Consider the following 26,091-nt stretch of genomic DNA (forward strand, 5'->3'; position numbering starts at 1 on the left):
CGTCTTCGATATGCATCAGCCTGATAAGCAGCGCGTCAGTGCTAAGCAGTGCGCCACCGACGATTCCGAGGCTGGTTCCATATAGTTTGCTTGAGATCATTGTCGGCTAAGTCGAACGAGAGTGGCACGGATGTCAGCAGTGAACTCGATGGGGTCGCCATCAATGGGACCTCGCGCCCATCGGGCGATCCTGAGTACATCGAATGCGGGAAAGTAAGTCGCCCCTGCTTGGCGCAGTGCGGGTCTGGCCAGATGCGAAAAGGCCTGATGGCGAAAGCACGCAAATGGCAGCGGCGATTGGAAGTCGGAAATGCAGACAATCGAAGTCTCGGCGAGATCTGCTCGCACATCTCCAATTGCTGCCTTGTTGAAAGCGCAAACGCCAGAGCATTCCAGATTGTTCAGGGCTTCGATCAAAGGCGCCTGAGAGGCCGTGGTCCCCTCGATTTCTTCCAGCATGCCAGGCACCGGCATAGTCGCGAGTTCGCGGCGAACGGCGATCAACGCAAGCCCGACCGTGAGCGCCGCGTGCTTGTGCAGTGGGGCAACGAACACATCGGCAACTTCGATCAAACCAGCGTGCAAGTTGGTCGCGAAGCTATGCGAGGCATCGACGATCTCCAGCAGTGCGCCTGGCGCGGACAAGCGGTACGCCGCGCCATCGTACGGTCCTACGTGCGTGCTGATCCATGCATCGGGTCCATCGTATTGTCGAAATATCGGCTGTGGGAACAACTCGGCAATAGGCGCGTAGTGCGAGCCACCGCGCAGACCAACTTGCCACCCAGCCGACTCCAGCCAATGCTTAAGGGCCAGCAAGCCATAACGGACCGAAGGCACAAAGTAGATGGAAAAATCCTGCAAGCGGTAAATTTCCACCAGCCGGCCACGCAATTCGTCGCGAAGCTGCTTTGCGTGACGGAAGAAATTTCGGTTCGAATCGGTATGAAAGATTGGCGCGATCGAAGCGCTGTCCATATGGATGTCCAGAAGCGTGCGCGTTGTTGGGCAGTAGCGCGTGTAACGGCAAGACTCACGCAATCAGCTTCTTGCTTGTCAGCAGAGGAATGACCGAATCGCGGAAGATCGACCCAATTTTTAGTGCCTGCTTCGCAGCGTCGCCGCGGTACCAGAGGAATTCATCGATTTCCATACCGGCTCGTGGCTCGCCCGTGATTTCAACCAGATATACGTGCATTTCGATTGGCACGTTTTCGAACGTCGACGTACCGTTGAATAAACCGAGACAAGTTTGCTTGCTGACTTCGACATTCAGCTCTTCGCGAATTTCGCGCGAAAGGCAGTCGGAATAAGACTCGCCGGGAAGCGGCTTTCCGCCAGGCGAGATAAAGGTTTGGGTTCCCTTCTTTCGCGTCAGGAGCAGCGACTTTTCCCGGATAATCGCCGCGGCGCACTTGACGATGATGGCGTTGTGCATGGTGTTTTTTGGAACGACAGGAGGATTGCCGCCGGCAATGTCGCTGTTGCCGGCGAGCGCAACGTTAAGCCACTTGTTCCAGCAGTTCCGGTCTGCAAGACTGCAGTTCGCCACCGGACAAGAAATCAATGATGTTCAGCGCCAGTGGCAATTTCTCTTGTAGATAGGCAAGGATGACTTCATCGGACGGCGTAGTGAAGCTATCTCCGAAGATGCTGATTCCCTCCAGCGATTTCGTCGAAACTCCCAGTTGCAAAAGCTTGTACTTCACGTCATCCGCGGATTGGGCAAACTTGTAGATCGGTGATCGATACACGATGCCAAATTTCTTCATCATATCGACGAAGAAATCCTTAGCGACGAGGCGTTGTTCAGGAAACTCTTTCTGATAGTGAGTGATGCCGTCGTTGATTATTTCAATGTCGTTGCGACGGCAAAAATCCGCAATATGGGCATGAATGGCGAGCTTCTCGCCAAGCAGAACGAGGTTCTTTTTGTACTTGATGATGTCTGATTCGATGTTCTCGATGGCAATGGTGCGAAACGCTCCGCTGATGTCTTCCACAGTGTGCCCCATCACCAGGTCCCCAAAACGGCGCCGCAATTCGTCAACGCGGTGGGCGAGCACGCCACGATGCAGTGAGCAGCCGCTATTTGCCGAATAGAGTTGGACGGGGATATCCTGCAACATCAGGTGACAAGCAGCGAGAGTGCTGTCCCGCCCGCCTGTAAACATAACCAGTTGTGTCGAAGACGTATTACGCATCGTGTTCCTTCCTTTTAGAGTGCGGATGAGGCGTTGATACAATTGCCGTCAGGCTGTCGCGTGACCGCTCCGCTCGCGACAATCTGACGTGATTGACGCATCCCGAAATGGGACGTGTCGTTTCAGATAATCGACGACGCTATCCGCATCGTCAAAAATCCTGATCTCATCGAGTTCACCTGTGCTAATCAGGTTGGCCGTTTCCAGATTGTTTCTCATCCAATCGACGAGTCCTCCCCAGAACTGCGAGCCGACCAGCACGACAGGCATGGGATCAATTTTTTCAGTTTGTATCAGTGTCAGGATTTCAAATAGCTCGTCCAGCGTGCCCATTCCACCCGGCATCGCGATAAATGCTCGGGAATACCTGCAAAAGGCAATTTTTCGCGTAAAGAAGTTTTCGAAGACGAGCGAGATATCTTGAAATTTAAAATCCGCTGGCTCGAAAGGAAGTACCACATTGAAGCCGATGGTATGTGTCTTTCCCGTACGTGCGCCTTCGTTGGCAGCGCGCATAATGCCCGGCCCTCCACCTGAAATGACGGTATAGCCCTCGTTCGATAGCCGGGAAGCAATTTGATAAGTGAGCTTGAATGCTTCATGGCTGGGCTCGATACGCGCGCTGCCGAATATGCTTATCGCAGTGCCGACGCACTCTGACAGCTGTTCGATACTCTCGAGCTCTCGCAGGATCGTTGCATGCATGACTGGCTTATTGATGAGAAAAAATAGGACTTCGCAGCAGGAGTGATCAACAGTCTATCGGCGCGTAACTGGACGGAGTAGCGAAATAGTTGCACAATCAGTGTGAATTTTTTTCAATACTTAGTCATGCGCATATTGCCTCCTCTCCGAGCTCTTCAAAGCTTCGAGGCTGTAGCTAATTACGAGAGTTTTACCCAAGCGGCAAATGAACTATGTCTAACCCATAGTGCGATCAGTCATCAGGTTCGAGCACTTGAAGCCTGGTTTGGGAAGGACATTTTCATTCGCCACAGCGGTGGAGTTCGACTGACGCAAGAGGGCGAGCGGCTGAAGAACGCATGCTCGGCGGCGCTTACGCTGCTCGAAGACGCATGCGTCGGGATTCGTGATCAGGCACCCGAGCGCAAACTGACGATCGGTTGTTCAGTCAGCTTTCTCGCTCACTGGCTTCTTCCCAGAATCGAGGCATTCTCGAGACGTGCGCCGGAAGTCATACTGAATTTTCAGGCGCGAGGCGATGTCGCGGCATTGCTGAGCGGGGAAGTCGACGCCTTGATCGTCACCGAGCGATTCCCGTCGCCTGCCATCGAGGCAACCTGCCTGACGACAGACGTAATAGGGCCGGTCTGCGCGCCCGACTGGCCGAATCCACCTGCCTCGCCGTCCGACATCGGCGGCACACGTCTGTTGCACGCGAGGTCACGCATGAATGCATGGACCGAGTGGGGTCAAACAGTGGGAGTTGCTGTCGATTCGTCTGGCGGACAGGTGCTGGACAGCCTGTCGTTGACCATCGAAGCAGCAAGAAGCGGGATGGGACTCGCGATTGCTCCGGAGTTATTGGTCCGTCGCGATCTCGCCGACGGTCGGTTGATTGCCCCAATGGGGTTCGTCAGCGTCGAGCGGTCGACTTATCTCTACGTGCGTGCTTGCCACTCGCAGGAAAGCGATATTGCTATCTTTCGCGACTGGCTACTCGAAGAATGCCAGAAGGATCTGCCGCGGTGAGCGTGCAGTTCATATCGACGAATTCCCTCACCAACACGCTCGCCGCGGGAATAGACTTCCCCCTTGTGACCTCCAGCCCGCCAACCCGGAAATCGGCCTGACACCACAAGTTCGACGCGAAAGAGCCACACCCCTCATTTCCGCAGCCCCTTGAACAGAACCGGAACAAGCGCTGAAGCACTTATTCCGATCGACAAAGGAAACCCGCCATGCCCCGCACCGTCGCCGAAAAACGCGCCGCATTCCGCGCACTGCACACCTCCGGCTGTTTCGTGCTGCCCAATCCCTGGGATGTCGGCAGCGCCCGCTATCTGCAGACGCTCGGTTTTCAGGCGCTCGCCACCACGAGTTCCGGTTTTGCGTGGTCGACCGGACACGCGGACAACGCCATGCCGCGCGACGCGATCCTCGCGCACCTGCGCGCGATCGTCGATGCGACCGATCTGCCCGTCAATGCCGATTTCGAAAACGGCTTCGGCCGCGATCCGGACGAGGTCGCCGCGAGCGTGAAGCTCGCGATCGAAACCGGCGTCGCCGGCTTATCGATCGAGGACTCGACGGGCGATGCCGCCGCGCCGCTGTTTCCGATCGACGTCGCCGTGCAACGCGTCAGCGCGGCGCGACGCGCAATCGACCAGAGCGGCGGCGATACGTTGCTGGTCGGCCGCGCGGAAAATTTCTTCGCCGGTCAGCCCGATCTCGATGACGCGATCGCGCGTCTGAAGGCCTATGCGGCAGCGGGCGCCGACTGCCTGTACGCGCCCGGCATCCAGACGCGCGAACAGATCGAGGCGGTCGTCGCCGCGGTCGCGCCGAAGCCGGTCAATCTGCTGATCGGCTCGACATCGGATCTGACGTTGCAGGACGTGGCGGCGCTTGGCGTGCGACGCATCAGCGTCGGCGGTGGCCTGGCGCGTGCGGCGTGGGGCGGCTTCATGCACGCTGCGCAGGCGTTGGCCGATGGCCGGTTCGACTTCAGCGGCGCGACGGCCGGGACGAAGCTCAACGAGCTTTTCGACCATCGCGCGTGAAGCCGGATAAGCGAAACAACCTGTAGCCGAAGGCGTTCGTCACATGCGTTGCCGCTGGTGAAACCTTGTTAGGTTTCCGATGTGAAAAGCGCGCGAACGCCTCGGTCCGCCGATAACGTATCGTCGGTCATTCACCTCCCACCATCATGGTGCGATAGGGGCAGAGCCTCAAATGCCTGCCGGCCGTTCTTCGTCGCCAACTCGCCAGCATTCATGTCTGCTGAATTCGCCTGTCGTGCCAAATGTTATTATCGGAAACATCATCCGCCCCGACAAAGCGCGTACCGCCCCCGCAGCAAACCCCATGGACACCCATCTCACAAAATCCGCCGACACGTCCACCACCGATCTCGGCCGGCGCGTGCGCGCCGCGCGTCAGGCGCAGGACCTGACGCTCGAAACCGCGAGCCGGCTGTGCGGCGTCTCGCGTTCGACGCTGTCGAAAGTGGAAAACGGCCTGATGTCCCCCACTTTCGACGTGCTGCAAAAAATCGTGCTGGGCCTGCAGATCGAAATCGGCGAACTATTCGGTTCGACGCCGAAAGTCAGCGCAAGCGGCCGGCGCGCGCTAACCCGCAAAGACGAAGGCCAGCGGCATGCGTATCGCGGCTATCAGATGGAACTGCTCGCCACCGACCTCGCGCACAAGGCGATGCTACCGTTTCGTATCCGCATCTCGGCGCACACGCTCGATGCCTTCGATGATTGGGGCCGCCATGAAGGCGAGGAATTCCTGTACGTGATCAGCGGCAGCGTGTGCCTCTATTCGGAGCTGTACGCGCCCACGCATCTGAACGCGGGCGACAGCCTCTATTTCGACAGCCGCACCGGCCACGCTGCGATTTCGACCAGCGAGGAAGACGCCGAAGTGTTGTGGATGGCGACGAACGCGGACCTGCTGCAAACGCCGCCCATCGCGATCGACTCGGCAAAGAAGTAACGCACACCTGCCGCGCGCTGCGTAACCAGTCAGCGCGCCGCCAACGCCCGCTGCGCAAGTTGCGCGATATGCAGCGCGTGCCGCCCGGTGCCGTGTTCGATCTGCTCGCGGCAACTAAAACCGTTGGTCAGCACGATCGTCTCGGCATTCGCCGCGGTGGCCTGACGCACCGCCGGAAACAGCTTGTCCTCGCCGATCTTCTCGGACATCGCGTGATGGTCGACGTTAAAGCCGAACGAGCCCGCCATTCCACAGCATCCGGTATCGAGCAGTTTCCATTTCACGCCGAGCCTGTTCAGCAGCGCGGTATCGCCCTGCATGCCGAACAACGCCTTCTGATGACAATGTCCGTGCACGATTACATCGGCCGCCAGCGTCGGCCAATCGAACGGCTGACGTGCGACGAAATCGGAAAACAGGAACGTTTGCGCGGACAACTGCTTCGCCAACGCGTGATCGGGCAACTGCTTCAGCAACTCGTCTTTGAACACCGACAAGCAACCGGGCTCGAGACCCACCAACGGCACACCGGCGGCAATATCATCGGCAAGATCGTCGACGATATGCGTCAGCAGTTCGCGTGCACGTTCGAGCAAACCGAAGTCATAGAGCGGACGCCCGCAACATAAACGCCTGTTCGGCAACACGACCTGCCAGCCGAGTTGCGTCAGTACGTCGGTGGCGGCCTGTGCGACCTCGGGTGTGAAATGATCGTTGAACGTATCGACCCACAGGATCACTTTTTTCGCACCGGCGTGCGCGCGATTCGATGTCTGTAATGCAGCTTTACTCGCCGCTTTGCGCGCGGTTTGCCGATAACTCGCCGTCGCGAACTTCGGCAATGCACGCGCCTGCGCCACGCCCGCAATCCATTTACCGAGCGACGACAAACCCGGCGCGGTCGTCATGAAGTTGGTCAGACGCGGCAAGCGCGCTGCCCATGGCGCCCATTCGCCGATTCGCCCCATGAACAACGCCTGACGCGGCCGCGGATTCTTCTCGTGGTAATGCGCAAGAAATTCGGCCTTATACGAAGCCATATCCGTATGCGTCGGGCAATCGGATTTGCAGCCCTTGCACGCGAGGCATGTATCGAGCGCTTCTTTCACTTCACGACTGTGCCAGCCATCGGCGATCACGTCGCCTTGCAGCATTTCCCAGAACAGATGCGCACGGCCCCGCGTCGAGTACTTTTCCTCGCGCGACGCGCGATAGCTCGGGCACATCGTGCCGCCTTCGAGCGAGCGGCATTTGCCCATGCCGATGCAGCGCTCGATCGCGCGCTGGAAGCCGTCGCCCTCCTGACTCTGAAACGCGAGCTTCGTGTGCAGCGTCACCGGTTTGTATGCGGGCCCCATGCGCAGGTTTTCGTCGGCGCGATACGCGTGGACAACCTTGCCCGGATTCAGACGATTCGCCGGATCCCAGATCGCCTTGAACTGCTCCATGGCCTGCATCAGTTCGGGACCGTACATGATCGGCAGAAACTCGGCCTTCGCCTGGCCATCGCCGTGTTCACCCGACAGCGAGCCGCCGAATTCGACCACCAGTTCCGCTGCCTCGCGCAAAAACCCGCGCCATGTCGCGATACCTTCCGCGCTGCGCAGATCGAACGTGATGCGCGCATGCACGCAGCCATCGCCGAAATGGCCGTACAGACTCGTCTCGTAGCCGTATCGATCGACCAGCGCCTGGAACGCGCGCAGATAATCGCCGAGACGCAATGGATCGACTGCCGCGTCTTCCCAGCCGACCACCGGATCGGGCTTGTCGCGATCCACCGACAACGCGACCGCCGATGCGCCCGTTTCGCGAATCGACCACACCTTCGCCTGCAACGCGCGATCTTCGACCAGCATCGTCGACACGTTCGGCCCCGCCGCGCCCGCTGCGAAATACGCGGCGGCGGCCTGCGCCTGTTCCCATACCGCGTCCTGCGTATCCGCGCCGAATTCGAGCACGACCCAGGCATCGCCTTCGGGCAGCAGCGCGATTTCGTCCTTCTTCAAGCCGCGCGCCTGCAAGCCGCGAATGATTGCGCGGTCGAGACCTTCGATTGCGATCGGCCCGCAGTGCATGAAATGCGGCACGGCATCGGCCGCCGTATAGATGTCCGTGAAGCCCACGACGACGATCACGCGTTTAGCCGGACTCTTCACGAGCCGCACTTTTGCCTGCAACGTGACCGCGCAGGTGCCTTCGGTGCCAACCAGTGCGCGCGCAACGTTGAAGCCGTTTTCCGGCAACAGTTGATCGAGATTGAAGCCCGACACGCGCCGTTTGATTTGCGGAAATTTCGCGCGAATCTGCTCGGCGTAGGTATCGCGCAACTGCTTGAGCGCCGCGTAGATTTCGCCCTGGCGTCCGCCTGCCGCGATGATGCGTTCGAGTTCGTCGTCGGAGGTCGGGCCGACCCAGAAGCGCGCGCCGTCGAAGGTCGCGATTTCGAGCGCCTCGATGTTCTCGACCGTCTTGCCGGCCATCACCGAATGCGCGCCGCACGAGTTGTTGGCGATCATGCCGCCGAGCGTGCAGCGGCTGTGCGTGGCCGGATCGGGCGCGAACGTGAGGCCGTGCTGTTCGGCGGCGTCGCGCAGCGTGTCGCACACCACGCCCGGCTCGACGATCGCTGTGCGCGCAACCGGATCGACCGATACGACGCGGTTCAGATACTTGCTCGCGTCGGCCACGACCGCGACGTTCACGCACTGACCGTTCTGCGACGTGCCGCCGCCGCGCGCGAGAAACGGCACGTCGTTGCGGCGGCAAACATCCAGCGTGGCAAGCAGATCGTCGATATCGGCGGGCACGACGACACCGATCGGCACTTGCCGATAATTCGACGCATCGGATGCATACAGTGCTTTCGAGCCTCGATCGAAGCGCACTTCACCGCGCACCTGGCGACGCAGATCGCTTTGCAGCGTGTGCAACAGCGCGGCGCTGGCCGCGAACGGCGTCGCAGCGCGCGGTTCATCCGGCACGCGCCGGCTCGCGGAATCGTTCGCGTCGACGCCCGCGCGCCGCTCTTCATCCAATGACACTGACGTACCCACTCTGCGCCCCTCGTCTGCGATGCCCGGCGCCCGCGCCGACGTATGGCGCTCAGGCCGCCTGGCTTGCGGTCATCCGGAAGATGCCCTGTGCGTTGCCCGCGTCGAAACGCAGGTCCGTTTCCCAGCGGCGCGCGTCCTGATCGAAACTGCGCTTGCGCGTGATGAACTCGTAGAACGAGCCCGGCACGTCGCGCGTGACGACACTGCCGTCGGCCGCGCGAAATTCGCGCGGCACGATATCCGCGCGATACGCGGTCTGGAATACGCGGCCGGAACGCGACTGCTCGACTTCCGGCTTCATCGGACGACCCTTCGCCTTCTCGTCGTCCGACAGTTTGAACACGTCCGCGACGCGATCCGTCGCGTGATTGAACGCGTTGCCTTCGGTTGCGATCCACGCCATTTCCGCCGATTCCTTCAACAATACGTCGTAATCGGCTTCGCGTGGCATGTCGTGCTGACGCGCGAACGCGCCGACGATCACCGGTAGCAATTCATGCGCCGCTTCGAGCGGCAACACACCGTCGCGCTCGAGCTCCCACAGTTGACCGCTCGCGCGCGGCGTCAACGGATCGCGCGAGTTGCCGATCACATTCGTCACCGCCTGCTGGAACTCAGCCGAAAAGCGCTCGGGATGCAGTTCGCTGACGAAGAACTGCGCGATCTCGTCGGGCGCGTCGTCATGCGCCCACGCGCGACCGGTCATGCCGAGGCGATCGAGCGGATAGCGGCCGTTGATGCGAAAGCCGAGCGGCCGCAGAATGCGCGCAAACGCGGCCTCGCCGGGCGGCAATGCGCCATTGTGTGACCAGCGCACGGTGCGCAGCGCGCCGTGATCGAAGTACACACTGCCGCCGGCTTCGATCGTTTCTTTGGTATAGCGCCGGCCGTTCGCCGAACGCGCGAGCAGGTCGTCGAACAGCGCCAAGTTCATCGCCTGCGCGATTTCGGCGCGGGTCACGCTGCCGCTTTCCCATTCATTCAACACTTGCGGATGATTCAGCGTCGCAAAGAGCCGCACGGTTTTTTCCGCGCCCAGCAGCTTCACCAGCAATTGTTCGACATTCGCATTCTTCAGGTTTCGCATCCCTATTCTCCACGCTATGCTTCGAGCGCTCGCACCGACGCCCGATCAAACCGCCCGCGCACGCCCAACGCGCGACACGGCGCTATCACGGTCGAGATTATTCAAAACCCATTGCCGCGCCGTAAAGCGAGATAAAATCGGCACTTGATGCGTTTTTGGAATTAACGTGCGAAAGTTCAAGATCCCGAACATGGGCGCGCTGCTCGCTTTCGAAGCCGCCGCGCGACACGAAAGCTTCACGCATGCGGCGCGCGAACTGTTCCTCACCGAGAGCGCGGTATCGCGGCAGATCAATACGCTCGAAAGCAATCTCGGCGTGCGGCTGTTCGTGCGCGTCAAGCAGCGTGTGGTGCTGACACGTGCCGGCAAGGTCTATAGCGCGCAGGTGAGGCGCTCGCTCGAACACCTGGACCGCGACACGCTGTCGATCATCGCGCACGGCAGCGGCGGCGGTTATCTGGAACTCGCAGTATTGCCGACCTTTGCATCGCAATGGCTGATTCCGCGGATGGCCGCATTCAATCGGCAGTGCCCGGACGTGCGTGTGAACATGGGCGTGCGCACCGCCACTTTCCCGTTTGCCGACACACATTTCGAAGCCGCGATCCACTACGGCAAGCCGACGTGGCCGGGCACGTCGGCGGATTTTCTGTTCCGCGAGGAAGTGGTGCCGGTGTGCGCGGCGAGTCTGCTGAAGCGGCGCATTCGCAACGCCGCCGAACTGCTCGACTATCCGCTGCTGCATTCGACCACGCGGCCCAATGGTTGGGCGACATGGTTCGCCAATCTCGATGTCGACGATATCCGCACGATGCAGGGCGTGCGCTACGAACTTCACACCATGTTGATTAGCGCGGCCGCAGCCGGGCTCGGCATTGCGCTGGTACCGCGCTTTTTCGTCGACACGCAATTGCAGCAGCTCGGCCTCGTGATTCCGTTCGATGCGCCCGCCGTCACCGACGCGGCGTACTACCTCGTCTATCCGACCGAGTTGAGCCACGGCAAGCCGCTTGCGAGTTTCCGCGAGTGGCTGTTGCAGGAGGCCGCCGCGTATGGGGTGATTTTTCCGGAGTTGGCGCAGCGGCCTGAAGGCGCGTGAGGGAAGACGGCTTCAGTTGCCGTCGCGCGCCTGCGCGAGCGCGGCGAGATTGCCTTCGCCGAAGCCGTGATGCCCCTGGCGCTGCACGATCTCGAAGAAAATCTCGCCGGTGCGACGGCGCACGAAGGTCTGAAAAAACAGCAGCGGCACGCCGTCCGCGCCGATTTCGCCATCCACCAGCACGTGCGTGCGGCGCAGCCGCTCGACATCGAGACCATGGCCCGGCAAACGCGCATCGAGCTGATCGTAATAGCGCGCCGGCGGCTCGACGAATTCGACGCCATTGGCAAGCAGGCGCTCGACGCACGTGAAGATATCGTCGGTGGCGAGCGCGATATGCTGCACGCCTTCGCCCGGATGGTCGGGCAGATAGTCGTGCATCAGATTGGTCCGGCGCGTGCCTTCCTCATAGAGCGGCACGCGAATCGCGCCGCACGGCGACACCATCACGCGCGATTCCGCCGATACGTGCCAGTTCGCGTGCAGTTCGTGAATCTCGCGGAAGTTGAGCAGATCGCGATAGAAGTCGATCCATTCCTGCATGCGGCCTTCGCCGACCGTCTGCGTCAGATGATCGACCGCGATCAGGCCACTGCCTGCGTGCTTCAGATCGGCCTCGGCCGTGTCGATTTCAATTGGGCGGAAGTCGATGTCGAAGATCGAAATATCGCCGAGGCCGCCACGCTGGCCGCCGCGTCCGCGCCAGCGATCGACGAAATAGATGTGCGAATCGCCAATGCCCTGGATCGCCGGAATCAGCAACTCGCCGGCGCCGAGGCGCTCGCCCTCGAACTCCCACGCGCCGAGTTCCACCGCGCGCGCAAACGCGCGTTGCGCGTCGGCGACGCGAATCCCGATCGCGCAGATGCCGACGCCATACTCTTCGGCGTAGCGCGCGGCGAACGAATCGGGCTCCGCGTTGATCAGGAAATTCATCTCGCCCTGGCGGTACAGCGTGACGTCCTTGCTGATATGGCGCGCGATCGCCTTGAAGCCGAGCCGCGTGAAGACTTCGCCGAGCGCGCGCGGATCCTGCGCGGCAAACTCCACGAATTCGAGGCCGGCGGTGCCGAGCGGATTGTGCTCAGGCGCCGACACGGCGCGCTGCGCGGCCTCGGGAGTGGGCAAGTCGCTGGGCATGGCAATCTCCTTGTACGGTCTTTCGACGCGGCGGCCGGTCCTACGGAATCTGACGCAAACCGTTGCGGCCGCTCGCGATGAAGTGCTGGGTGTGTGATCCGGCGTGCGCTGTCGTGGTGTGCCGCAGCAAATGCAGGCCGTGGCGACTTTCGCACCGTGTTTGTACACCGGGTCGCGGGGCGTTCGCAACCGGGAATTTGTACTGGATGGTTCATATGCTGAATCGCAGGTCGATCGCGCGCATGGGGTCTGCTCGCCGCCCGCTGGCTTTCTGAGCCGCCGCGACTGCCCGATTCGATCGCGCGGCGCGCTGCTACAGCTGTGTGTCCGCGCGACTTTGCCCCGATCGCTGCCCACGCCTTTTCGCGGTCTTGCGGCCGGTTTTCCCGGCGCCGTTGTCCGCGTCCTTACCCGACGCCGCGGCCATCCTGTCGCGCGCAACCTCGCGCACCGCGTCGATAAACGCCCGCCCGACCGCCGACGGCTGCGTATCCGAGCGGCGGATCAGGCCAACCGGCTCGCCGGTGCCCGCGGCCGGCAGCGGCAAGCGCACCAACATGCCGTGCGCGAGTTCGTATTCGACCGCGCTGCGCGGCACGAACCACACCGCGCCGTTTTCGAGCGCCAGCGCACGCCCCGTCGATACCGACAGCACCTCGACGAATGCCGACAACGGCGGCACGCCCCACGCGCCCAGCAGACTTTCCGCCGACTGGCGGATCAGCGTGCCGAACGGCGGCAGCACGATCGGGAATTCTTCCAGCGAGGTAGCCGGCAAGCCCGGCCCTTGCGCGAGCGGATGCCCGGCCCGCACGACCGCGATCAGCGGCTCGGTAAACAATTGCTCGAAGCTCAGACCGACCATCCGCTCGGGGTCCGCGAGGCGGCCGATCGCAAACTCGATCGTGCCTGCCTTCAGGCGTTCGAGCAGTTCCGGATTCGCGCCGGTCGCAAGCCGCACGATCACGCGCGGCCAATGCGCGGCGAACTGCCTGAGCACCGGCGGTACCAGTACCGCCGCGACGGTCGGCAGCACGCCGATTTCGAGCGTCGCCGCGGCCGCGCCCTCCGCCCGCGCGAGCAGATCGACGCCCTGGCGCAGCGCGCTGACGCAGGCGCTCGCGTGCGGCATGAAAAGCTGCCCTTCGCGCGTCGGCACCGCGCCGTGACGGCCGCGCTCGAACAGCTTCACGCCCAGAATCGCCTCCAGTTCGGCGACCGTTTTCGACACCGCAGGCTGCGTGATGGACAGACTATCGGCTGCCCGCTGGACGCTGCCGAACTGCGCGACGGCCAGAAAGCACTGGAGATGACGGAATTTGACGCGGCTATCCGCGAGGCTGCGTTGCATAACGGCAGGTTATACGAAATGGGCGAAAACGTCATTTTGCATAACCGCCGGCGTTGGATAAAGTGCCTGTCATAACATCGCACCTCACGATTCCTCCAACGGAGACACTTCATGGAAGACTCTTCCCTCACCCAGCGCGAGTTCGCGTCGCATCCCCAGTACATCTATCCGCCGTACGGTTCGTCGGTCAAACGCGGCCCGACGCGTCCGCTGATTCCGCTGAAGGAAAAGCTGCGCGACCAGCGCGTGCCGGTCTACGGCACCGAAGACCTCGGCGCGCTCGACCACGATCTGACGCGCAACGCAGCACGCAACGGCGAGCCGCTCGGCGAACGCATCATCGTGACCGGTCGCGTGCTCGACGAAGGCGGCCGCCCGGTGCGCAACACGCTGGTCGAAATCTGGCAGGCCAACGCCGCCGGCCGCTACGTGCACAAAGCCGACCAGCACGACGCGCCGCTCGATCCGAACTTCCTCGGCGCGGGGCGCTGCATCACTGATAGCGACGGCCGCTACCGCTTTCTGACCATCAAGCCGGGCGCGTATCCGTGGGGCAACCATCCGAACGCATGGCGCCCGCAGCATATCCACTTCTCGCTGTTCGGCGACCACTTCGGCTCGCGTCTCGTCACGCAGATGTACTTCCCCGGCGACCCGCTGCTCGCGTTCGACCCGATTTATCAGGGCACACCGGAGCAGGCGCGTGAACGCATGGTGTCGAAGTTCTCGCTCGACATCACGGAAGAAGCCTATGCGCTCGGCTACGATTTCGACATCGTGCTGCGCGGCCCGAACGAAACCCCGATGGAGCGCTAAGCCATGACGACTCTCAAGCAAACGCCTTCGCAAACCGTTGGCCCGTACTTCGCCTACGGTCTTTGCCCGCAGCAATACGATTTCGACTACAAGAGCCTGTTCACGCACGTGCTGGCCGACATGGAAGCGGCCGGCGAGCACATCACCATCGTCGGTCAGGTGTTCGACGGCGACGGCAAGGTGGTCGGCGACGCGATGGTCGAGATGTCACAGGTGGATTCGAACGGGCACTATCCCGAATCGCGCGAGGAAATCCGGAAGAGCGGCTTTCACGGCTTTGCGCGCGTCGGCACGGGCACCGATCCGCAGCAGCGCTTTATCGTCGAGACGGTGAAGCCGGGCCGCGCGAATCCCGGCGAAGCGCCGCATATCAACGTGATCCTGACGATGCGCGGCATGCTGCTGCACACGTTCACGCGCATTTACTTCGATGACGAAGCGCAGGCAAACGAAAGCGACGCAGTGCTGGCAGCGGTGCCGGCCGAGCGCCGCGGCACGCTGATCGCGCGTCGGGCTCCGGGTGCGGCCAATGTGTATCGCTTCGATATCCACATGCAAGGCGACAAGGAAACCGTGTTTTTCGATCTGTGAGCCAGCGTGGTCAAGCGTTTTTCGGCACTTTCATGAAGCTTTCACACAGACCGCGCATGATCCGTCAAGCGACTGGATCGCGAAACTCCATGCAGTAAAGTTCAGCCCGCCTTGCGCGGGCTTTTTTTTATGGTGTCCGCTGCCCGCCGGTCAGCACCCGTTCCAGCGACATCTTCAGGTGACGCTGCATGGTCGCCTGCGCCTGAATGGCGTCGTGCGCTTCCAGCGCTTCGAGAATCACGCGATGTTCGTCCGGAACCGCGCCCCACGTGGTCTCGTTTTCGAAATGGCCGCGCAGCTTTTCCGACAGCGGACTATGACGCGCATCGAACAGTGAACTGACGGTGCGTACCAGCACTTCGTTGCCGGACATCTGCGCGATCGCGACATGGAAGGCGCGGTCGGACGCGACCGGAATTCGCCCTGCTTCGACCTCGCGCTGCATCTCGTTGTAGATCTCGCGCAGAACCTTCAGATCCTTTGCCTTGCAAAACGGCGCGACGCTCGCGGCAATCGAGCCCTCGATCACGCAGCGCGCGCCCATGATGTCAAGCAGGCTGTCGCCGAGTTCGGCTTGTGACAGCGCCGCATCGCCTTGCGCGTGCGCGCTTGCGCACAGATACACGCCCGAGCCCATGCGGATTTCGACGAGCCCCTCCAGTTCGAGCGCGACCAGCGCCTCGCGCACCGACGGCCGCGACACACCGAGCGTTTCGGCCAGCGCGCGCTCCGGCGGCAAGCGGCCATTCGGCGCGAAATCGGGCTGTGCGATCAGCTCACGCAATTTCTCCGCGATCTGCAGATAAAGGCGGCGAGAGTCGGCGGGTTTGACTGACACGAACGTTTCCTGGCGAGGGGGCTTCGACAAGCCCAGTGGGCGACTGCCGGATTGTAGATCGAAGCGCCCAGCCCGCAAACAGCGGCTCCGGGCGTCTGCGGGGTTTCCCGAAGTCCGTCAGAATTGGCTTGACCAATATACGAGATCAATTTAATTTCGCCAATCTGGTAAGGCCAGATTACGCAACGCATGCAGTTAGGCGATGCCCGTCTGAGCCGCTTCGATCCCCGTCTCCGCTTCCCGTATTCGATCCATTACCTGATGAAGACCGTTATTTGCGAACAACCCGGCAAGCTGGCCGTCACCGAGCGCGCAATCCCGAACACCGGTCCTGACGACGTGCTGATCCGCATCAAGCGGGTCGGCGTTTGCGGCACCGACCTTCATATCTTCACCGGCAATCAGCCTTTTCTTGCGTATCCGCGTGTGATGGGCCACGAGCTGGCCGGCATCGTCGAATCGGCACCGGCCGACGCGCACGTGAAAGCGGGCGACCAGGTGTATGTGATGCCTTATCTGTCGTGCGGTCGCTGCATTGCGTGCCGCGCGGGCAAGGGCAATTGCTGCGTGAACATTCGCGTGCTCGGCGTGCATACGGACGGCGGCATGGCCGAATACCTGGCGGTACCGCGCGACTTCGTATTCAGTGCCGCCGGCGTCACGCTCGATCAGGCCGCGATGATCGAATTCCTCGCGATCGGCGCACACGCTGTCGCTCGCGCCGACGTGCAGGCTGCTCAGCGCGTGCTGGTGGTCGGCGCCGGTCCGATCGGCATGGCCGCGGTGATCTTCGCGAAGCTGCGCGGCGCCCAGGTCAGCGTGCTCGATGGCCGCGCCGACCGGCTGGCGGTGTGCACCGACGCGTTGCACGCGGATCACACCGTGCGCCTCGACACCACCGACGCGGCAACTGATGCGGCCCAGCTCGCCGCGCTGACCGACAACGAATTCTTCGACGTGGTGTTCGATGCGACCGGCAACATCAAGGCGATGGAGCGCGGCCTGCAGTTCGTCGCGCACGGCGGCAAGTACGTGCTGATCTCGATCGTCAACGACCGGATTTCGTTTGCCGATCCGGAATTCCACAAGCGCGAAACGACGCTGTTGGCGAGCCGCAACGCCACGGTCGCCGACTTCGAAACGGTGCTCGACGCGATGCGCGCGGGGAAGATTCCGACCGCCGCGCTGAACACCCATGTGCTCGAACTCGGCAATCTGCCCGCCGATTTTCCGCGACTGCTCGATCCCAACGCCGGCGTCATCAAGGCGCTGGTCGCGTGCTGAGCAAGGAGTCACGAACCATGGGCAACCCGATCCTTCAATTCGGCACGAGCCGCTTTCTGCAGGCGCACGCCGATCTGTTCATCTCGGAAGCGCTCGAAGCGGGCCGCGCGCTCGGCCGCGTCACCGTCGTGCAGACCACGGCCAATCCCGAGAGCCTCGCGCGCATCGACGCGCTGCGTGAGCGCGGGCATTACGACGTGCGCATTCGCGGCGTGCGCCGCGCAGCGGTGATCGATACGACGACGCGATGCGATTCGATCAGCGAAGCACTGAATGCCAATACGGACTGGCCGGTGGTCGTCGAACGCTTTGCGCGCGATGCGCGTGTGGTGATTTCGAACACCGGCGACCGCGGCTACGAGTGCTTCGCCGAAGACACCGCCGAACTGCTGAGTGACAGCGATAACAACAGCGCCCGCGTGCCGCGCGGCTTCGCGGCAAAACTCGTGGTGCTCCTTCATGCCCGTTTCAACGCGGGCGCCGAACCGCTGACGCTGCTGCCGTGCGAGCTGGTGACAAGCAATGGAGATACGTTGCGCGCACTCGTCGCGAATCTTGCGCGCGATTGGGGAACCGGTTCCAGCTTCATCCGCTATATCGAGCACACGTGCATCTGGGTGAATTCGCTGGTGGATCGCATCGTGTCCGAGCCGATCCGGCCGATCGGCGCCTGCGCCGAACCCTACGCGCTGTGGGGGATCGAGCGGCGTGCCGGCATGGTGCTGCCGTGCGAGCACGAAGCGATGATCGTCACCGACGACCTGCCGCACTACGAGCGTCTGAAGCTGCTGTTGCTCAATCTGGGCCACACGTGGCTCGCCGAGCGCTGGCAGGCCGACGCGCGCGCCGCCGACGAAAACGTGCTTCACGCGATGCGCGACCCGCTGCTGCGCGCCGATCTCGAATCGCTGTGGCGCGACGAGGTGCTGCCGGTCTTCGACGCGCTCGGCCAAGGCAACGGCGCGCGCGAGTATCTGGACGACGTGCGCGAGCGCTTCGAAAACCCGTTTCTCGATCACCGTCTGTCCGATATCGCCCGCAATCACGAGCAGAAAAAGCAGCGGCGTTTTCAGCCGGTGATCGAACTGGCGCGCGGACTCGGGCTCGGCATCGAGCAGCCGCGTCTGCGAGCCGCGCTCGCCGCGTGCGCATAAGCAATAGCAGTCGATAGCAGTTGCCTTCGGGCCACGCCAGAGTCCGCCTGACAGGCATCGTGGCGGACGAGTCATTAAACACAATAGATGCCCGTATCGGAGGAGACAGTTGATGAGAAAAATGCGTTGGGTGGTGATCCTGCTGTGCTTTCTGGCCATCGCCGTGAACTACATCGATCGCGCGAATCTCGCGGTCGCCGCACCTGAAATCGAAAAAGCGCTCGGCATCGGACCCGCCGAGATGGGCTTCATCCTGAGCGGCTTCTTCTGGACCTATGCGTTGATGCAGATGCCGTTCGGCTGGTTCGTCGATCGCGTCGGCGCGCGCATTGCGTTGCCGCTGGCGGTCGGCTGGTGGTCGGTGTTTACGGCCGCAACCGCGCTGACGAGCAGTGTCGCCGGCATGTTCGGCTGCCGCTTGCTGCTGGGCGTCGGCGAGGCGGGTGCCTATCCGTCGTGTACGAAGCTCGTGAGCCAATGGTTCCGGCCCCAGGAACGCGCGATCGCGACGAGCATCTTCGATAGCGGCTCGCGGGTCGGCTCCGCGCTGTCGATTCCGGTGGTCGCGCTGATCATCGGCACGCTTGGCTGGAAAGCGGCGTTCATCCTGACCGGCCTGCTCGGCGCGGTATGGATCGCCGGCTGGTTCGTGATCTACCGCAGCCCCGCGCACGCCGATATGAGCGGCGCGGAAGACGCTGCGCCGGTGGTTCAAAACACCGACCATGAACACAGCAAAGTGACGTGGGCGTCGCTGTTTCGCCACCGCACGCTGTGGGGCATGATGCTCGGCTTCTTCTGCCTGAACTTCGTGATCTATTTCTTCATCACGTGGTTCCCGAGCTATCTGGTGCAGACGCGCGGCTTCTCGCTGAAATCGCTCGGCACGCTCGGCATGATTCCGGCTTTGATCGCGATTCCCGGCGGCTGGCTCGGCGGCTATGTGTCGGATGCGCTATTCCGGCGCGGTTGGAGTCTGACCGCGGCGCGCAAGACCTGCATGGTTGGCGGCATGCTGTTGTCGTCGGTGATCACGCTGTCGGCGTTCACGTCGAATACTTATCTGATGCTCGCGTTCTTCGGCATCGCGTACGGCAGTCTCGCGTTCGCCGCGGCCAGCATCTGGTCGCTGCCCTGCGACGTCGCGCCGACGCCGCGCCATGTCGCGTCGATCGGCGGCATCCAGAATTTCGCGTCCAACCTGGCCGGTATCGTGATCACGACGTTCACCGGCGTAATGGTCGCGATGACCAAGGGTTCGTTCACGATTCCGCTGGTCGTCGCCGGAGGCTTCTGCTTTCTCGGCGCATTCAGCTATCTTGTGATCGTCGGCCGCATCGAGCCGCTGTCGCTCGAAGCGGAAAGCCCGAGCGTGCCTGGCGGCGCGGGCTCCACCATCTGATCCAACGCTTCATCCCGTTTTCGAGGCCTTGTCATGTCGACTCAAACTAGCGCCGCGCCCGTGGTGATCCGCCTGCATCCCGGCGACGATGTGATCATCGCGACCCGGCAGCTTCTGCCGGGCACGCGCATCGACGCGGAACAACTCGTCGTCAGCGGTCTGATTCCGCCCGGGCATAAGGTGGCGACGCGCGACATCGCGAAGGGCGAGCCGGTCAAGCGCTATAACCAGATCATCGGCGTCGCGCGCGAAGCGATCAAACGTGGCCAGCATGTCCACGTTCACAACCTCGGGATGTCCGAGTTCTCGCGTGAGCATGCGTTCGGCGTCGATACGCATCCGACCGCTTACGTCGACGAACCCGCGTATTTCATGGGGATTCGCCGCGACGACGGACGGATCGCCACGCGCAATTACATCAGCGTGCTGACCAGCGTGAACTGTTCGGCCACGGTCGCGCGGGCCATCGCCGATCACTTCAGGCGCGACGTACATCCCGAGGCGCTGGCGGATTTTCCGAATGTGGACGGCGTCGTTGCGCTGACGCACGGGCTCGGTTGCGGGATCGACACGCAGGGCGAAGGGATCGCAATTTTGCGCCGCACGCTGGCGGGTTACGCGGTGCATCCGAACTTCGCGTCGGTGCTGTTCGTCGGGCTCGGCTGCGAGACCAACCAGATCGACGGCGTGCTCGAAGCAGGCGGACTGAACCGCAACAGCGCGAAGCTGCGCAGCTTTACGATCCAGGATAGCGGCGGCACGCGCAAGACGATCGAGCGCGGCATCGCGATGGTGCAGGAGATGCTCGCCGATGCGAACCGCGTCGAGCGTGTGCCGGTGCCGGCCTCGCATCTGTGCGTCGGCTTGCAATGCGGCGGTTCGGACGGCTATTCGGGCATTTCCGCGAATCCCGCGCTGGGCTCGGCGGTCGACCGGCTGGTGCGGCATGGCGGCACCGCGATTCTGTCGGAGACGCCGGAGATCTATGGCGCCGAGCATCTGCTGACGCGTCGCGCGGCCAGCCAGGCGGTCGGCGACAAACTGCTCGCGCGGATCGCGTGGTGGCAGGACTACTGCGAACGCAATGGCGGCGCGCTCGATAACAATCCGTCCGCGGGCAACAAGGCGGGCGGCCTGACGACCATCCTCGAAAAATCGCTCGGCGCGGTGGCCAAGGGAGGCACGACGAATCTGGTGGAGGTCTACGAATACGCGCAGCCGATCGATGCTAAGGGCTTCGTGTTCATGGACTCGCCGGGGTACGACCCGGTGTCGGCGACGGGCCAGGTCGCATCGGGCGCCAATCTGATCTGCTTCACGACCGGGCGCGGTTCCGCGTATGGCTGCGCGCCGTCACCGTCGCTGAAGCTGGCCACCAACACCGCGTTGTGGGAGCGCCAGGAAGAAGACATCGATCTGAATTGCGGCGGCATCGTCGACGGCACGGCCAGTATCGATCAGCTCGGCGAAGCGATCTTCCGGATGATGCTCGACTGCGCATCCGGCACGCGTACGAAGAGCGAGCTGCATGGCTATGGACAGAGCGAATTCGTGCCGTGGCAGGTCGGCGTGGTGACCTGACTGAAGTGACCTAACTCAGGCAACGCACGCCGCCGACATAGGTTGTGGCCGCAACCCACCTGAATACACGAATAAACCAGCATAGGAGACTCGAATTGAAACGCCGCCTTTATTCGGGCCGCGACGTGAGCCGCGCGCATAGCATCGACGATCTGCGCGCAATGGCACGCAGGCGGCTGCCGAACTTCTGTTTCGAGTACATCGAAGGCGGCTCCGAGGACGAGGCAACGCTGCGGCGTAATCGCGACGTGTTCGGCGAAATCGCCTTTCTGCCTCGCACTCTGGTGAACGTCGAGCAGCGCAACCAGAGCCGGATGTTGTTGGGGCAGCGCAGCGCGTCGCCTTTCATGATCGGCCCGACCGGCTATAGCGGGTTGATGTTTCGCGAGGGCGACGTCAAGCTCGCCAGCGCCGCGGCGGCGGCCGGCATTCCGTTCGTGCTGAGCAACGTGTCGACGGTCGCGCTGGAAGACGTCGTGCGGCGCGCGGGCGGCCGCGTATGGATGCAGGTCTATATGTACCGCACGCGTGAATTCCTCGCACAGCTTGCGCAACGCGCGAAGGCCGCCGGCATCGAAGCGCTGGTCGTGACGACGGACAGCGCGGTGTTCGGCAAGCGCGAATGGGATCTGCGCAACTACATCAAGCCGTTGATGCTCGACTGGCGCAACAAATTCGACGTACTACGGCATCCGCGCTGGATGTCCAATGTATTGTGGCCGAGCGGGATGCCTCGCTTCGCCAATCTGGGCGACCTGTTGCCGCCCGGGCAGAACAGCGTGAAGGGCGCGACGATCACGTTGGGCCAGCAACTGGACCCTTCGCTGTCGTGGGACGATATCCGCTGGCTGCGCGACCTGTGGCCGAACAAGCTGATCGTCAAAGGCGTGCTCGGCGCGCCGGATGCGTTGAAGGCGGTGGAAGCCGGTGTGGACGGCATCGTGCTGTCGAACCACGGCGGCCGGCAACTCGATGGCGCGGTGTCCGCGATGGATGTGCTGCCCGAAGTCGTCGACCACGTCGGCGGCAAGCTGTGCGTGATGCTCGACGGTGGCTTTCGCCGTGGTTCCGACATTCTGAAGGCGGTGGCCTTGGGCGCCGATGCGGTGCTGCTCGGCCGCGCGACGACCTATGGTCTTAGCGCCGGCGGCCAGCCGGGCGCCGAGCGGGCGATTCAGATTCTGAAAACAGAGGTGGATCGAGCGCTGGGTTTGCTCGGTTGCAGCGATATTTCCGCGCTTGATCGCAGCTATCTGCGCTGGCTGGGGCGACACGTCGCGCCATCGCATGCGGACGCGCAAGCCGCGCACGAGCCACGTTCGTTCGTGTAACGCAACCAGAAACCAGAACTAGCAGCGGAAATGATCGATGCTCTGTCCGGCGTTGATCGCGCGCGCGAGCCAGGCCGGCTTATCGCCGTAGCCATCCCACGTATTGCCAAAGGCGTCGCGGTACATGACCGCGCGCACCGCGTTCGCATCGGCTTCGAGCGATTCGGCGAGCGCTTCGATCGTAATGCCGTAGTCGTCCATGCGGCCGCGGATCCATACGATCATGCGCTCGCGCACATTCTCATCGTATTCGAACAGCCGTTGTTGTCCTTGTCGCTCTTTCATAACGTAGGGGTATCGCAGCCGGTACTGGCGTTAGACAAACAGGGATTTCGCAAAACGACGCGAAGCCGATGCGTAATTCAGAGAGAGCGGAGGCAATCCGAATGCACGGCATCGCTCTCGATGCGCACCAGCCGCACCGGGAAATCATGCCTGTTAAATCCTGAATTAAAGCGTCCTGAATTAAAGCGCCCTGAGCGGGGCGCCAGAATCAGGCGAATTCGCCAGCAAACCGTTCGAATTGCGCCCGTGCCTCGCCTCATCGTTCCGAGGGAGCTTCAGCGTATGGACGGGCATTCTAGCACTCAAATTCTTCCGTCCGCAGCAACGGATTTTTTCAAATAGCACTTATTGCGAGGGGCCTACGACTTTTCAGTATTCGTGGCTTCGGCGGTGCGATTGGCGGACAATGCGATACTTCATCAGAAGATCCGCCAACGGCCCGTCAGTCGATATCTGATCGGCGGCCGCCCCTCCAGGAGACCCGATAATGCCCGCCTCAACCGCCATTCTCACGATCCTCGCCGCGCTTTTGCTGGGCGCGATGAGTCCAGGACCGAGCTTCGTGATCGTCGCGCGCAACGCGATCGGCCTGTCGCGCGGCGACGGTCTCGCGACGGCGCTCGGCATGGGCATCGGCGGCGTGTTCTTTAGCGGCATCGCGCTGCTCGGCCTCTATACGCTGCTCGCGACGGTCGAATGGCTGTATGTCGGCCTGAAAGTGGCCGGGGGCATCTACCTCGTTTATCTCGCGTCGAAGATCTGGCGCGGCGCCGCAAAGCCGCTCGCGTTCAACGCGGAACAGACCGGCGGCGGCAATCCGCGCAAATCGTTCTGGATCGGCCTGAGCACGCAGCTCAGCAATCCGAAAACGGCCGTCTATTACGGCAGTATTTTCGCCGCGCTGCTGCCGCAGCATCCGCCGGTGTGGTGCTACTTCGCGCTGCCGCCGGCGATCTTCGCGATCGAAGCGGGCTGGTACACGATCGTTGCGCTGTGCTTTTCGAGCAAACGTCCGCGCGAAGTCTATCTGCGCTGGAAGGCGTGGATCGACCGGATCGCCGCGAGCGCGGTGACCGCGCTCGGCTTGCGACTGATTCTGAATGCGCACAAGGTCGGGATCTAACCGAACCGCGTGCGTGCTTGGGTGCGTGCGTGGGTACGCTCATGCTTGCGCCTCGTTCGCGCCGGGCGGTGCGCGCTAACCGTTCTGCTCCGCCTTGATGCGCGCCCGCAATTCGAACTTCTGGATCTTTCCGGTCGAGGTTTTCGGCAATTCGCCAAAGCGCACTGCCTTCGGCAATTTATAGCCAGCAAGAAATAGCCGGCAGTGCGCGATGATTTCCTCCTCGGTCGCCTGCGCGCCCTCCTTCAGCTCGATGAACGCGCACGGCACCTCGCCCCACTTCGGGTCGGCCATCGCGACCACCGCCGCGACCGACACCGCCGGATGCCGGTACAGCGTGTCCTCGACCTCGATGCTCGAGATATTCTCGCCGCCCGAAATGATGATGTCCTTGCTGCGGTCACGAATGCGGATATAGCCATCGGCCGTGCGCACGCCTAGATCGCCGGTATGGAACCAGCCGCCGCGGAAAGCCGCCTCCGTCGCGCGCCCGTTCTTCAGGTAGCCCTTCATGCAGATATTGCCGCGAAACATGATCTCGCCGAGCGTCGTGCCGTCGTCCGGCACCGGCGCGAGCGTATCCGGATCGAGCACCGCGACCGCCGCCTGCAGGTGATAACGCACGCCCTGCCGCGCGGTCAGATCGGCGCGGGCGTCGTCGTCGAGCGCGTCCCATGCGTCCTGTTTCGCGCAGACGGCCGCCGGCCCGTAGGTTTCGGTCAGCCCGTACACGTGCGTCAGATCGAAGCCGATCTCCTTCATCTTCGCGATCACCGCGGGCGGCGGCGCCGCGCCCGCGACCATCGTCGACACGCGATGCGTAATGCCCTCGCGCCATTCGGCCGGCGCATTCGCGAGCGCGTTCTGCACGATCGGCGCGCCGCAATAGTGCGTAATGCGCTCGCGGCGAATCAGGTCGAACACGGTCCTCGCGTCGAATTTGCGCAGGCAGACGTTCACGCCTGCGCGCGCGGCCACGGTCCATGGAAAGCACCAGCCGTTGCAGTGGAACATCGGCAGCGTCCACAGGTAGACCGCATGCTTCGGCATGTCCCATTCGAGAATATTGCTGAGGGCGTTCAGATACGCGCCGCGGTGATGGTAGACCACGCCTTTCGGATCGCCGGTTGTGCCGGACGTGTAGTTGAGCGCGATCGCATCCCATTCGTCCGCCGGCTGCGTCCATTCGAAGGCTGGGTCGCCGCGTTGCAGGAACTGCTCGTAATCGGTCGCGCGGATGAATTGCGCGGCATCGGCGGGCCCCGCGTCGGCCACGCTGATGATGCGCAGGTCCGCGAATTCGAGCGCCGCGCGATGCGCGAACTCGCCGTATTCGGTATCGACGATCAGCGCCTTCGCCTCGCCGTGGCGCAGCATGAACAGCAGTGACGCGATGTCGAGCCGGGTATTCAGCGTATTCAGTACGGCGCCGGCCATCGGCACGCCGAAGTGCGCCTCGACTATCGCCGGGATATTGGGCAGCAGAACGGCGACCGTATCGCCGCGACCGATACCGGCGTCGCGCAGCGCGCTCGCGAGCCGCCGCGCGCGTTCGTCGGTCTCGCGCCAAGTGCGGCGAATCGCTCCGTGCACGACCGCGAGCCGATCGCCGTACACCTGCGCGGCGCGCACGAGGAAGTCGACCGGCGTCAACGGGACATAGTTGGCCTCGCGCCGCTCGAGACCTTCGTCGAACATGTGCAGTGTCATTGCGTCGTCTCCTGAGGCGCGGGCCGCGCCGATGATTTTTCTGGGTCGTTCTGGGTTGTTCTCTGATTCGAAGCCGTTCTGACGGGAAGCCTGACCATTGTCGTCGTGAACCGGCTGGCTTTCAAATGACAGAGTAGAGCGCATTGCGCACCCGGGCCAGGTCCGAATGGGTGGGGCCGGAATGGCTTCTGGGCCTTCTATCGCTTGGGAAGCGTTGGGAGTCGTCTAGCGCCAGCGCTGCTGGAGGGCGACGCGTGGTTCGCGTGCCGCAATGAATGGACCACCTGATTATCGAATCGAAGTGCTCGATTTCGAGCGTCTGTCCGTGCGCGCTCGGGCGGAAACGGGGTTGGTA

23 protein-coding genes are annotated in these 26,091 nt (G+C 62.5%); 12 read left to right on the top strand and 11 right to left on the bottom strand.

Translation table 11 applies throughout. The features are described 5' to 3' along the window. Positions 1-96: 96 nt before the first annotated feature. The 4 genes from L0U82_RS31180 to L0U82_RS31195 are packed head-to-tail and all read right to left on the bottom strand — an operon-like array spanning position 97 to position 2,909. On the bottom strand, positions 97-978 hold the full coding sequence (locus L0U82_RS31180; protein WP_233837053.1) for a DUF6024 family protein: 882 nt from the start codon (positions 976-978) through the stop codon (positions 97-99). A 55-nt stretch (positions 979-1,033) separates the two neighbouring features. After that, complete coding sequence (locus L0U82_RS31185; protein ID WP_233837055.1) at positions 1,034-1,552, bottom strand: NUDIX hydrolase; 519 nt, start codon at positions 1,550-1,552, stop codon at positions 1,034-1,036. Continuing rightward, positions 1,503-2,204: a hypothetical protein gene (locus tag L0U82_RS31190; protein WP_233837056.1), complete on the bottom strand. Its 702-nt coding sequence runs from the start codon at positions 2,202-2,204 to the stop codon at positions 1,503-1,505. Before L0U82_RS31190 ends, L0U82_RS31185 begins: the two co-directional genes overlap by 50 nt. A 48-nt stretch (positions 2,205-2,252) precedes the next feature. After that, the gene (locus L0U82_RS31195) at positions 2,253-2,909 is read right to left on the bottom strand and encodes a TIGR00730 family Rossman fold protein (protein WP_233837057.1); all 657 of its coding nucleotides are present in this window, start codon (positions 2,907-2,909) and stop codon (positions 2,253-2,255) included. Between the two features lie 102 nt (positions 2,910-3,011). Between L0U82_RS31195 and L0U82_RS31200 the strand changes: the two genes are divergently transcribed. The 3 genes from L0U82_RS31200 (at position 3,012) to L0U82_RS31210 (ending at position 5,888) form a co-directional block, all read left to right on the top strand. Continuing rightward, on the top strand, positions 3,012-3,917 hold the full coding sequence (locus L0U82_RS31200) for a LysR substrate-binding domain-containing protein (protein ID WP_233837058.1): 906 nt from the start codon (positions 3,012-3,014) through the stop codon (positions 3,915-3,917). Between the two features lie 209 nt (positions 3,918-4,126). Beyond that, a complete protein-coding gene (locus L0U82_RS31205) occupies positions 4,127-4,948 on the top strand; it encodes an isocitrate lyase/PEP mutase family protein (RefSeq protein WP_233837059.1) in 822 nt (273 codons plus the stop codon). A gap of 304 nt (positions 4,949-5,252) precedes the next feature. Next, positions 5,253-5,888: a helix-turn-helix domain-containing protein gene (locus L0U82_RS31210; protein ID WP_233837060.1), complete on the top strand. Its 636-nt coding sequence runs from the start codon at positions 5,253-5,255 to the stop codon at positions 5,886-5,888. 29 nt (positions 5,889-5,917) lie between these two features. Here L0U82_RS31210 and L0U82_RS31215 read toward each other — a convergent pair whose 3' ends face one another. Together L0U82_RS31215 and L0U82_RS31220 are read right to left on the bottom strand one after the other, a co-directional pair. Then, positions 5,918-8,944: an FAD-binding and (Fe-S)-binding domain-containing protein gene (locus L0U82_RS31215; protein ID WP_233837061.1), complete on the bottom strand. Its 3,027-nt coding sequence runs from the start codon at positions 8,942-8,944 to the stop codon at positions 5,918-5,920. Between the two features lie 49 nt (positions 8,945-8,993). Further along, positions 8,994-10,031 carry a DUF1338 domain-containing protein gene (locus L0U82_RS31220; protein WP_233837063.1) on the bottom strand — a complete coding sequence of 346 codons (1,038 nt, stop codon included), beginning with the start codon at positions 10,029-10,031 and terminating at the stop codon, positions 8,994-8,996. A 166-nt stretch (positions 10,032-10,197) separates the two neighbouring features. Between L0U82_RS31220 and L0U82_RS31225 the strand changes: the two genes are divergently transcribed. Further along, positions 10,198-11,130, top strand: a complete 933-nt coding sequence (locus tag L0U82_RS31225) for a LysR substrate-binding domain-containing protein (protein ID WP_233837065.1) — start codon at positions 10,198-10,200, stop codon at positions 11,128-11,130. Between the two features lie 12 nt (positions 11,131-11,142). On the opposite strand, the gene L0U82_RS31230 is transcribed toward L0U82_RS31225, so the two are convergent. Further along, the gene (locus L0U82_RS31230; RefSeq protein WP_233837067.1) at positions 11,143-12,270 is read right to left on the bottom strand and encodes a 4-hydroxyphenylpyruvate dioxygenase family protein; all 1,128 of its coding nucleotides are present in this window, start codon (positions 12,268-12,270) and stop codon (positions 11,143-11,145) included. Positions 12,271-12,583: 313 nt separating this feature from the next. Then, entirely contained in the window at positions 12,584-13,621 is a 1,038-nt protein-coding gene (gene pcaQ, locus L0U82_RS31235; RefSeq protein ID WP_233837068.1) for a pca operon transcription factor PcaQ, read from the bottom strand. Between the two features lie 111 nt (positions 13,622-13,732). On the opposite strand from pcaQ, the gene pcaH reads away from it, so the two are divergent. Both pcaH and pcaG read left to right on the top strand, forming a co-directional pair. Beyond that, entirely contained in the window at positions 13,733-14,437 is a 705-nt protein-coding gene (gene pcaH / locus L0U82_RS31240) for a protocatechuate 3,4-dioxygenase subunit beta (protein WP_233837069.1), read from the top strand. Between the two features lie 3 nt (positions 14,438-14,440). Further along, entirely contained in the window at positions 14,441-15,028 is a 588-nt protein-coding gene (gene pcaG / locus L0U82_RS31245; RefSeq protein ID WP_233837070.1) for a protocatechuate 3,4-dioxygenase subunit alpha, read from the top strand. Between the two features lie 127 nt (positions 15,029-15,155). On the opposite strand, the gene L0U82_RS31250 is transcribed toward pcaG, so the two are convergent. Next, on the bottom strand, positions 15,156-15,866 hold the full coding sequence (locus L0U82_RS31250) for a FadR/GntR family transcriptional regulator (RefSeq protein ID WP_233837071.1): 711 nt from the start codon (positions 15,864-15,866) through the stop codon (positions 15,156-15,158). Positions 15,867-16,127: 261 nt separating this feature from the next. On the opposite strand from L0U82_RS31250, the gene L0U82_RS31255 reads away from it, so the two are divergent. The 5 genes from L0U82_RS31255 (at position 16,128) to L0U82_RS31275 (ending at position 22,618) form a co-directional block, all read left to right on the top strand. Next, positions 16,128-17,150 carry a zinc-binding alcohol dehydrogenase family protein gene (locus tag L0U82_RS31255; protein ID WP_233837573.1) on the top strand — a complete coding sequence of 341 codons (1,023 nt, stop codon included), beginning with the start codon at positions 16,128-16,130 and terminating at the stop codon, positions 17,148-17,150. Positions 17,151-17,167: 17 nt separating this feature from the next. Further along, positions 17,168-18,304, top strand: coding sequence for a mannitol dehydrogenase family protein (locus L0U82_RS31260; RefSeq protein ID WP_233837072.1), 1,137 nt, complete (start codon positions 17,168-17,170; stop codon positions 18,302-18,304). Positions 18,305-18,416: 112 nt separating this feature from the next. Beyond that, complete coding sequence (locus tag L0U82_RS31265) at positions 18,417-19,706, top strand: MFS transporter (RefSeq protein ID WP_233837073.1); 1,290 nt, start codon at positions 18,417-18,419, stop codon at positions 19,704-19,706. A gap of 33 nt (positions 19,707-19,739) precedes the next feature. Next, positions 19,740-21,287: a UxaA family hydrolase gene (locus L0U82_RS31270; protein ID WP_233837074.1), complete on the top strand. Its 1,548-nt coding sequence runs from the start codon at positions 19,740-19,742 to the stop codon at positions 21,285-21,287. 95 nt (positions 21,288-21,382) lie between these two features. Beyond that, positions 21,383-22,618: an alpha-hydroxy acid oxidase gene (locus tag L0U82_RS31275; RefSeq protein ID WP_233837075.1), complete on the top strand. Its 1,236-nt coding sequence runs from the start codon at positions 21,383-21,385 to the stop codon at positions 22,616-22,618. A gap of 18 nt (positions 22,619-22,636) precedes the next feature. Here L0U82_RS31275 and L0U82_RS31280 read toward each other — a convergent pair whose 3' ends face one another. Beyond that, a complete protein-coding gene (locus tag L0U82_RS31280) occupies positions 22,637-22,903 on the bottom strand; it encodes an H-NS family nucleoid-associated regulatory protein (protein ID WP_233837076.1) in 267 nt (88 codons plus the stop codon). 487 nt (positions 22,904-23,390) lie between these two features. Here L0U82_RS31280 and L0U82_RS31285 point away from each other — a divergent pair, with 487 nt between their 5' ends. Then, positions 23,391-24,026, top strand: coding sequence for a LysE family translocator (locus tag L0U82_RS31285; RefSeq protein ID WP_233837078.1), 636 nt, complete (start codon positions 23,391-23,393; stop codon positions 24,024-24,026). 75 nt (positions 24,027-24,101) lie between these two features. Here the strand turns inward: L0U82_RS31285 and L0U82_RS31290 are convergent, their stop codons facing one another. Next, positions 24,102-25,736 carry an acyl-CoA synthetase gene (locus L0U82_RS31290; protein WP_233837080.1) on the bottom strand — a complete coding sequence of 545 codons (1,635 nt, stop codon included), beginning with the start codon at positions 25,734-25,736 and terminating at the stop codon, positions 24,102-24,104. Positions 25,737-26,091: the final 355 nt, after the last annotated feature.

The organism is Paraburkholderia sp. ZP32-5, from assembly GCF_021390495.1.
Lineage (GTDB): Bacteria > Pseudomonadota > Gammaproteobacteria > Burkholderiales > Burkholderiaceae > Paraburkholderia.

What these genes read in the sequence shown, in the direction of transcription:
- L0U82_RS31180 (WP_233837053.1), bottom strand. Translation starts at nt 978, where the DNA reads ATGGACAGCGCTTCGATCGCGCCAATCTTTCATACCGATTCGAACCGA.
- L0U82_RS31190 (WP_233837056.1), bottom strand. Translation starts at nt 2,204, where the DNA reads ATGCGTAATACGTCTTCGACACAACTGGTTATGTTTACAGGCGGGCGG.
- L0U82_RS31195 (WP_233837057.1), bottom strand. Translation starts at nt 2,909, where the DNA reads ATGCATGCAACGATCCTGCGAGAGCTCGAGAGTATCGAACAGCTGTCA.
- L0U82_RS31205 (WP_233837059.1), top strand. Translation starts at nt 4,127, where the DNA reads ATGCCCCGCACCGTCGCCGAAAAACGCGCCGCATTCCGCGCACTGCAC.
- L0U82_RS31210 (WP_233837060.1), top strand. Translation starts at nt 5,253, where the DNA reads ATGGACACCCATCTCACAAAATCCGCCGACACGTCCACCACCGATCTC.
- L0U82_RS31220 (WP_233837063.1), bottom strand. Translation starts at nt 10,031, where the DNA reads ATGCGAAACCTGAAGAATGCGAATGTCGAACAATTGCTGGTGAAGCTG.
- L0U82_RS31230 (WP_233837067.1), bottom strand. Translation starts at nt 12,270, where the DNA reads ATGCCCAGCGACTTGCCCACTCCCGAGGCCGCGCAGCGCGCCGTGTCG.
- pcaQ (WP_233837068.1), bottom strand. Translation starts at nt 13,621, where the DNA reads ATGCAACGCAGCCTCGCGGATAGCCGCGTCAAATTCCGTCATCTCCAG.
- pcaH (WP_233837069.1), top strand. Translation starts at nt 13,733, where the DNA reads ATGGAAGACTCTTCCCTCACCCAGCGCGAGTTCGCGTCGCATCCCCAG.
- pcaG (WP_233837070.1), top strand. Translation starts at nt 14,441, where the DNA reads ATGACGACTCTCAAGCAAACGCCTTCGCAAACCGTTGGCCCGTACTTC.
- L0U82_RS31255 (WP_233837573.1), top strand. Translation starts at nt 16,128, where the DNA reads ATGAAGACCGTTATTTGCGAACAACCCGGCAAGCTGGCCGTCACCGAG.
- L0U82_RS31260 (WP_233837072.1), top strand. Translation starts at nt 17,168, where the DNA reads ATGGGCAACCCGATCCTTCAATTCGGCACGAGCCGCTTTCTGCAGGCG.
- L0U82_RS31265 (WP_233837073.1), top strand. Translation starts at nt 18,417, where the DNA reads ATGAGAAAAATGCGTTGGGTGGTGATCCTGCTGTGCTTTCTGGCCATC.
- L0U82_RS31270 (WP_233837074.1), top strand. Translation starts at nt 19,740, where the DNA reads ATGTCGACTCAAACTAGCGCCGCGCCCGTGGTGATCCGCCTGCATCCC.
- L0U82_RS31280 (WP_233837076.1), bottom strand. Translation starts at nt 22,903, where the DNA reads ATGAAAGAGCGACAAGGACAACAACGGCTGTTCGAATACGATGAGAAT.
- L0U82_RS31285 (WP_233837078.1), top strand. Translation starts at nt 23,391, where the DNA reads ATGCCCGCCTCAACCGCCATTCTCACGATCCTCGCCGCGCTTTTGCTG.
- L0U82_RS31290 (WP_233837080.1), bottom strand. Translation starts at nt 25,736, where the DNA reads ATGACACTGCACATGTTCGACGAAGGTCTCGAGCGGCGCGAGGCCAAC.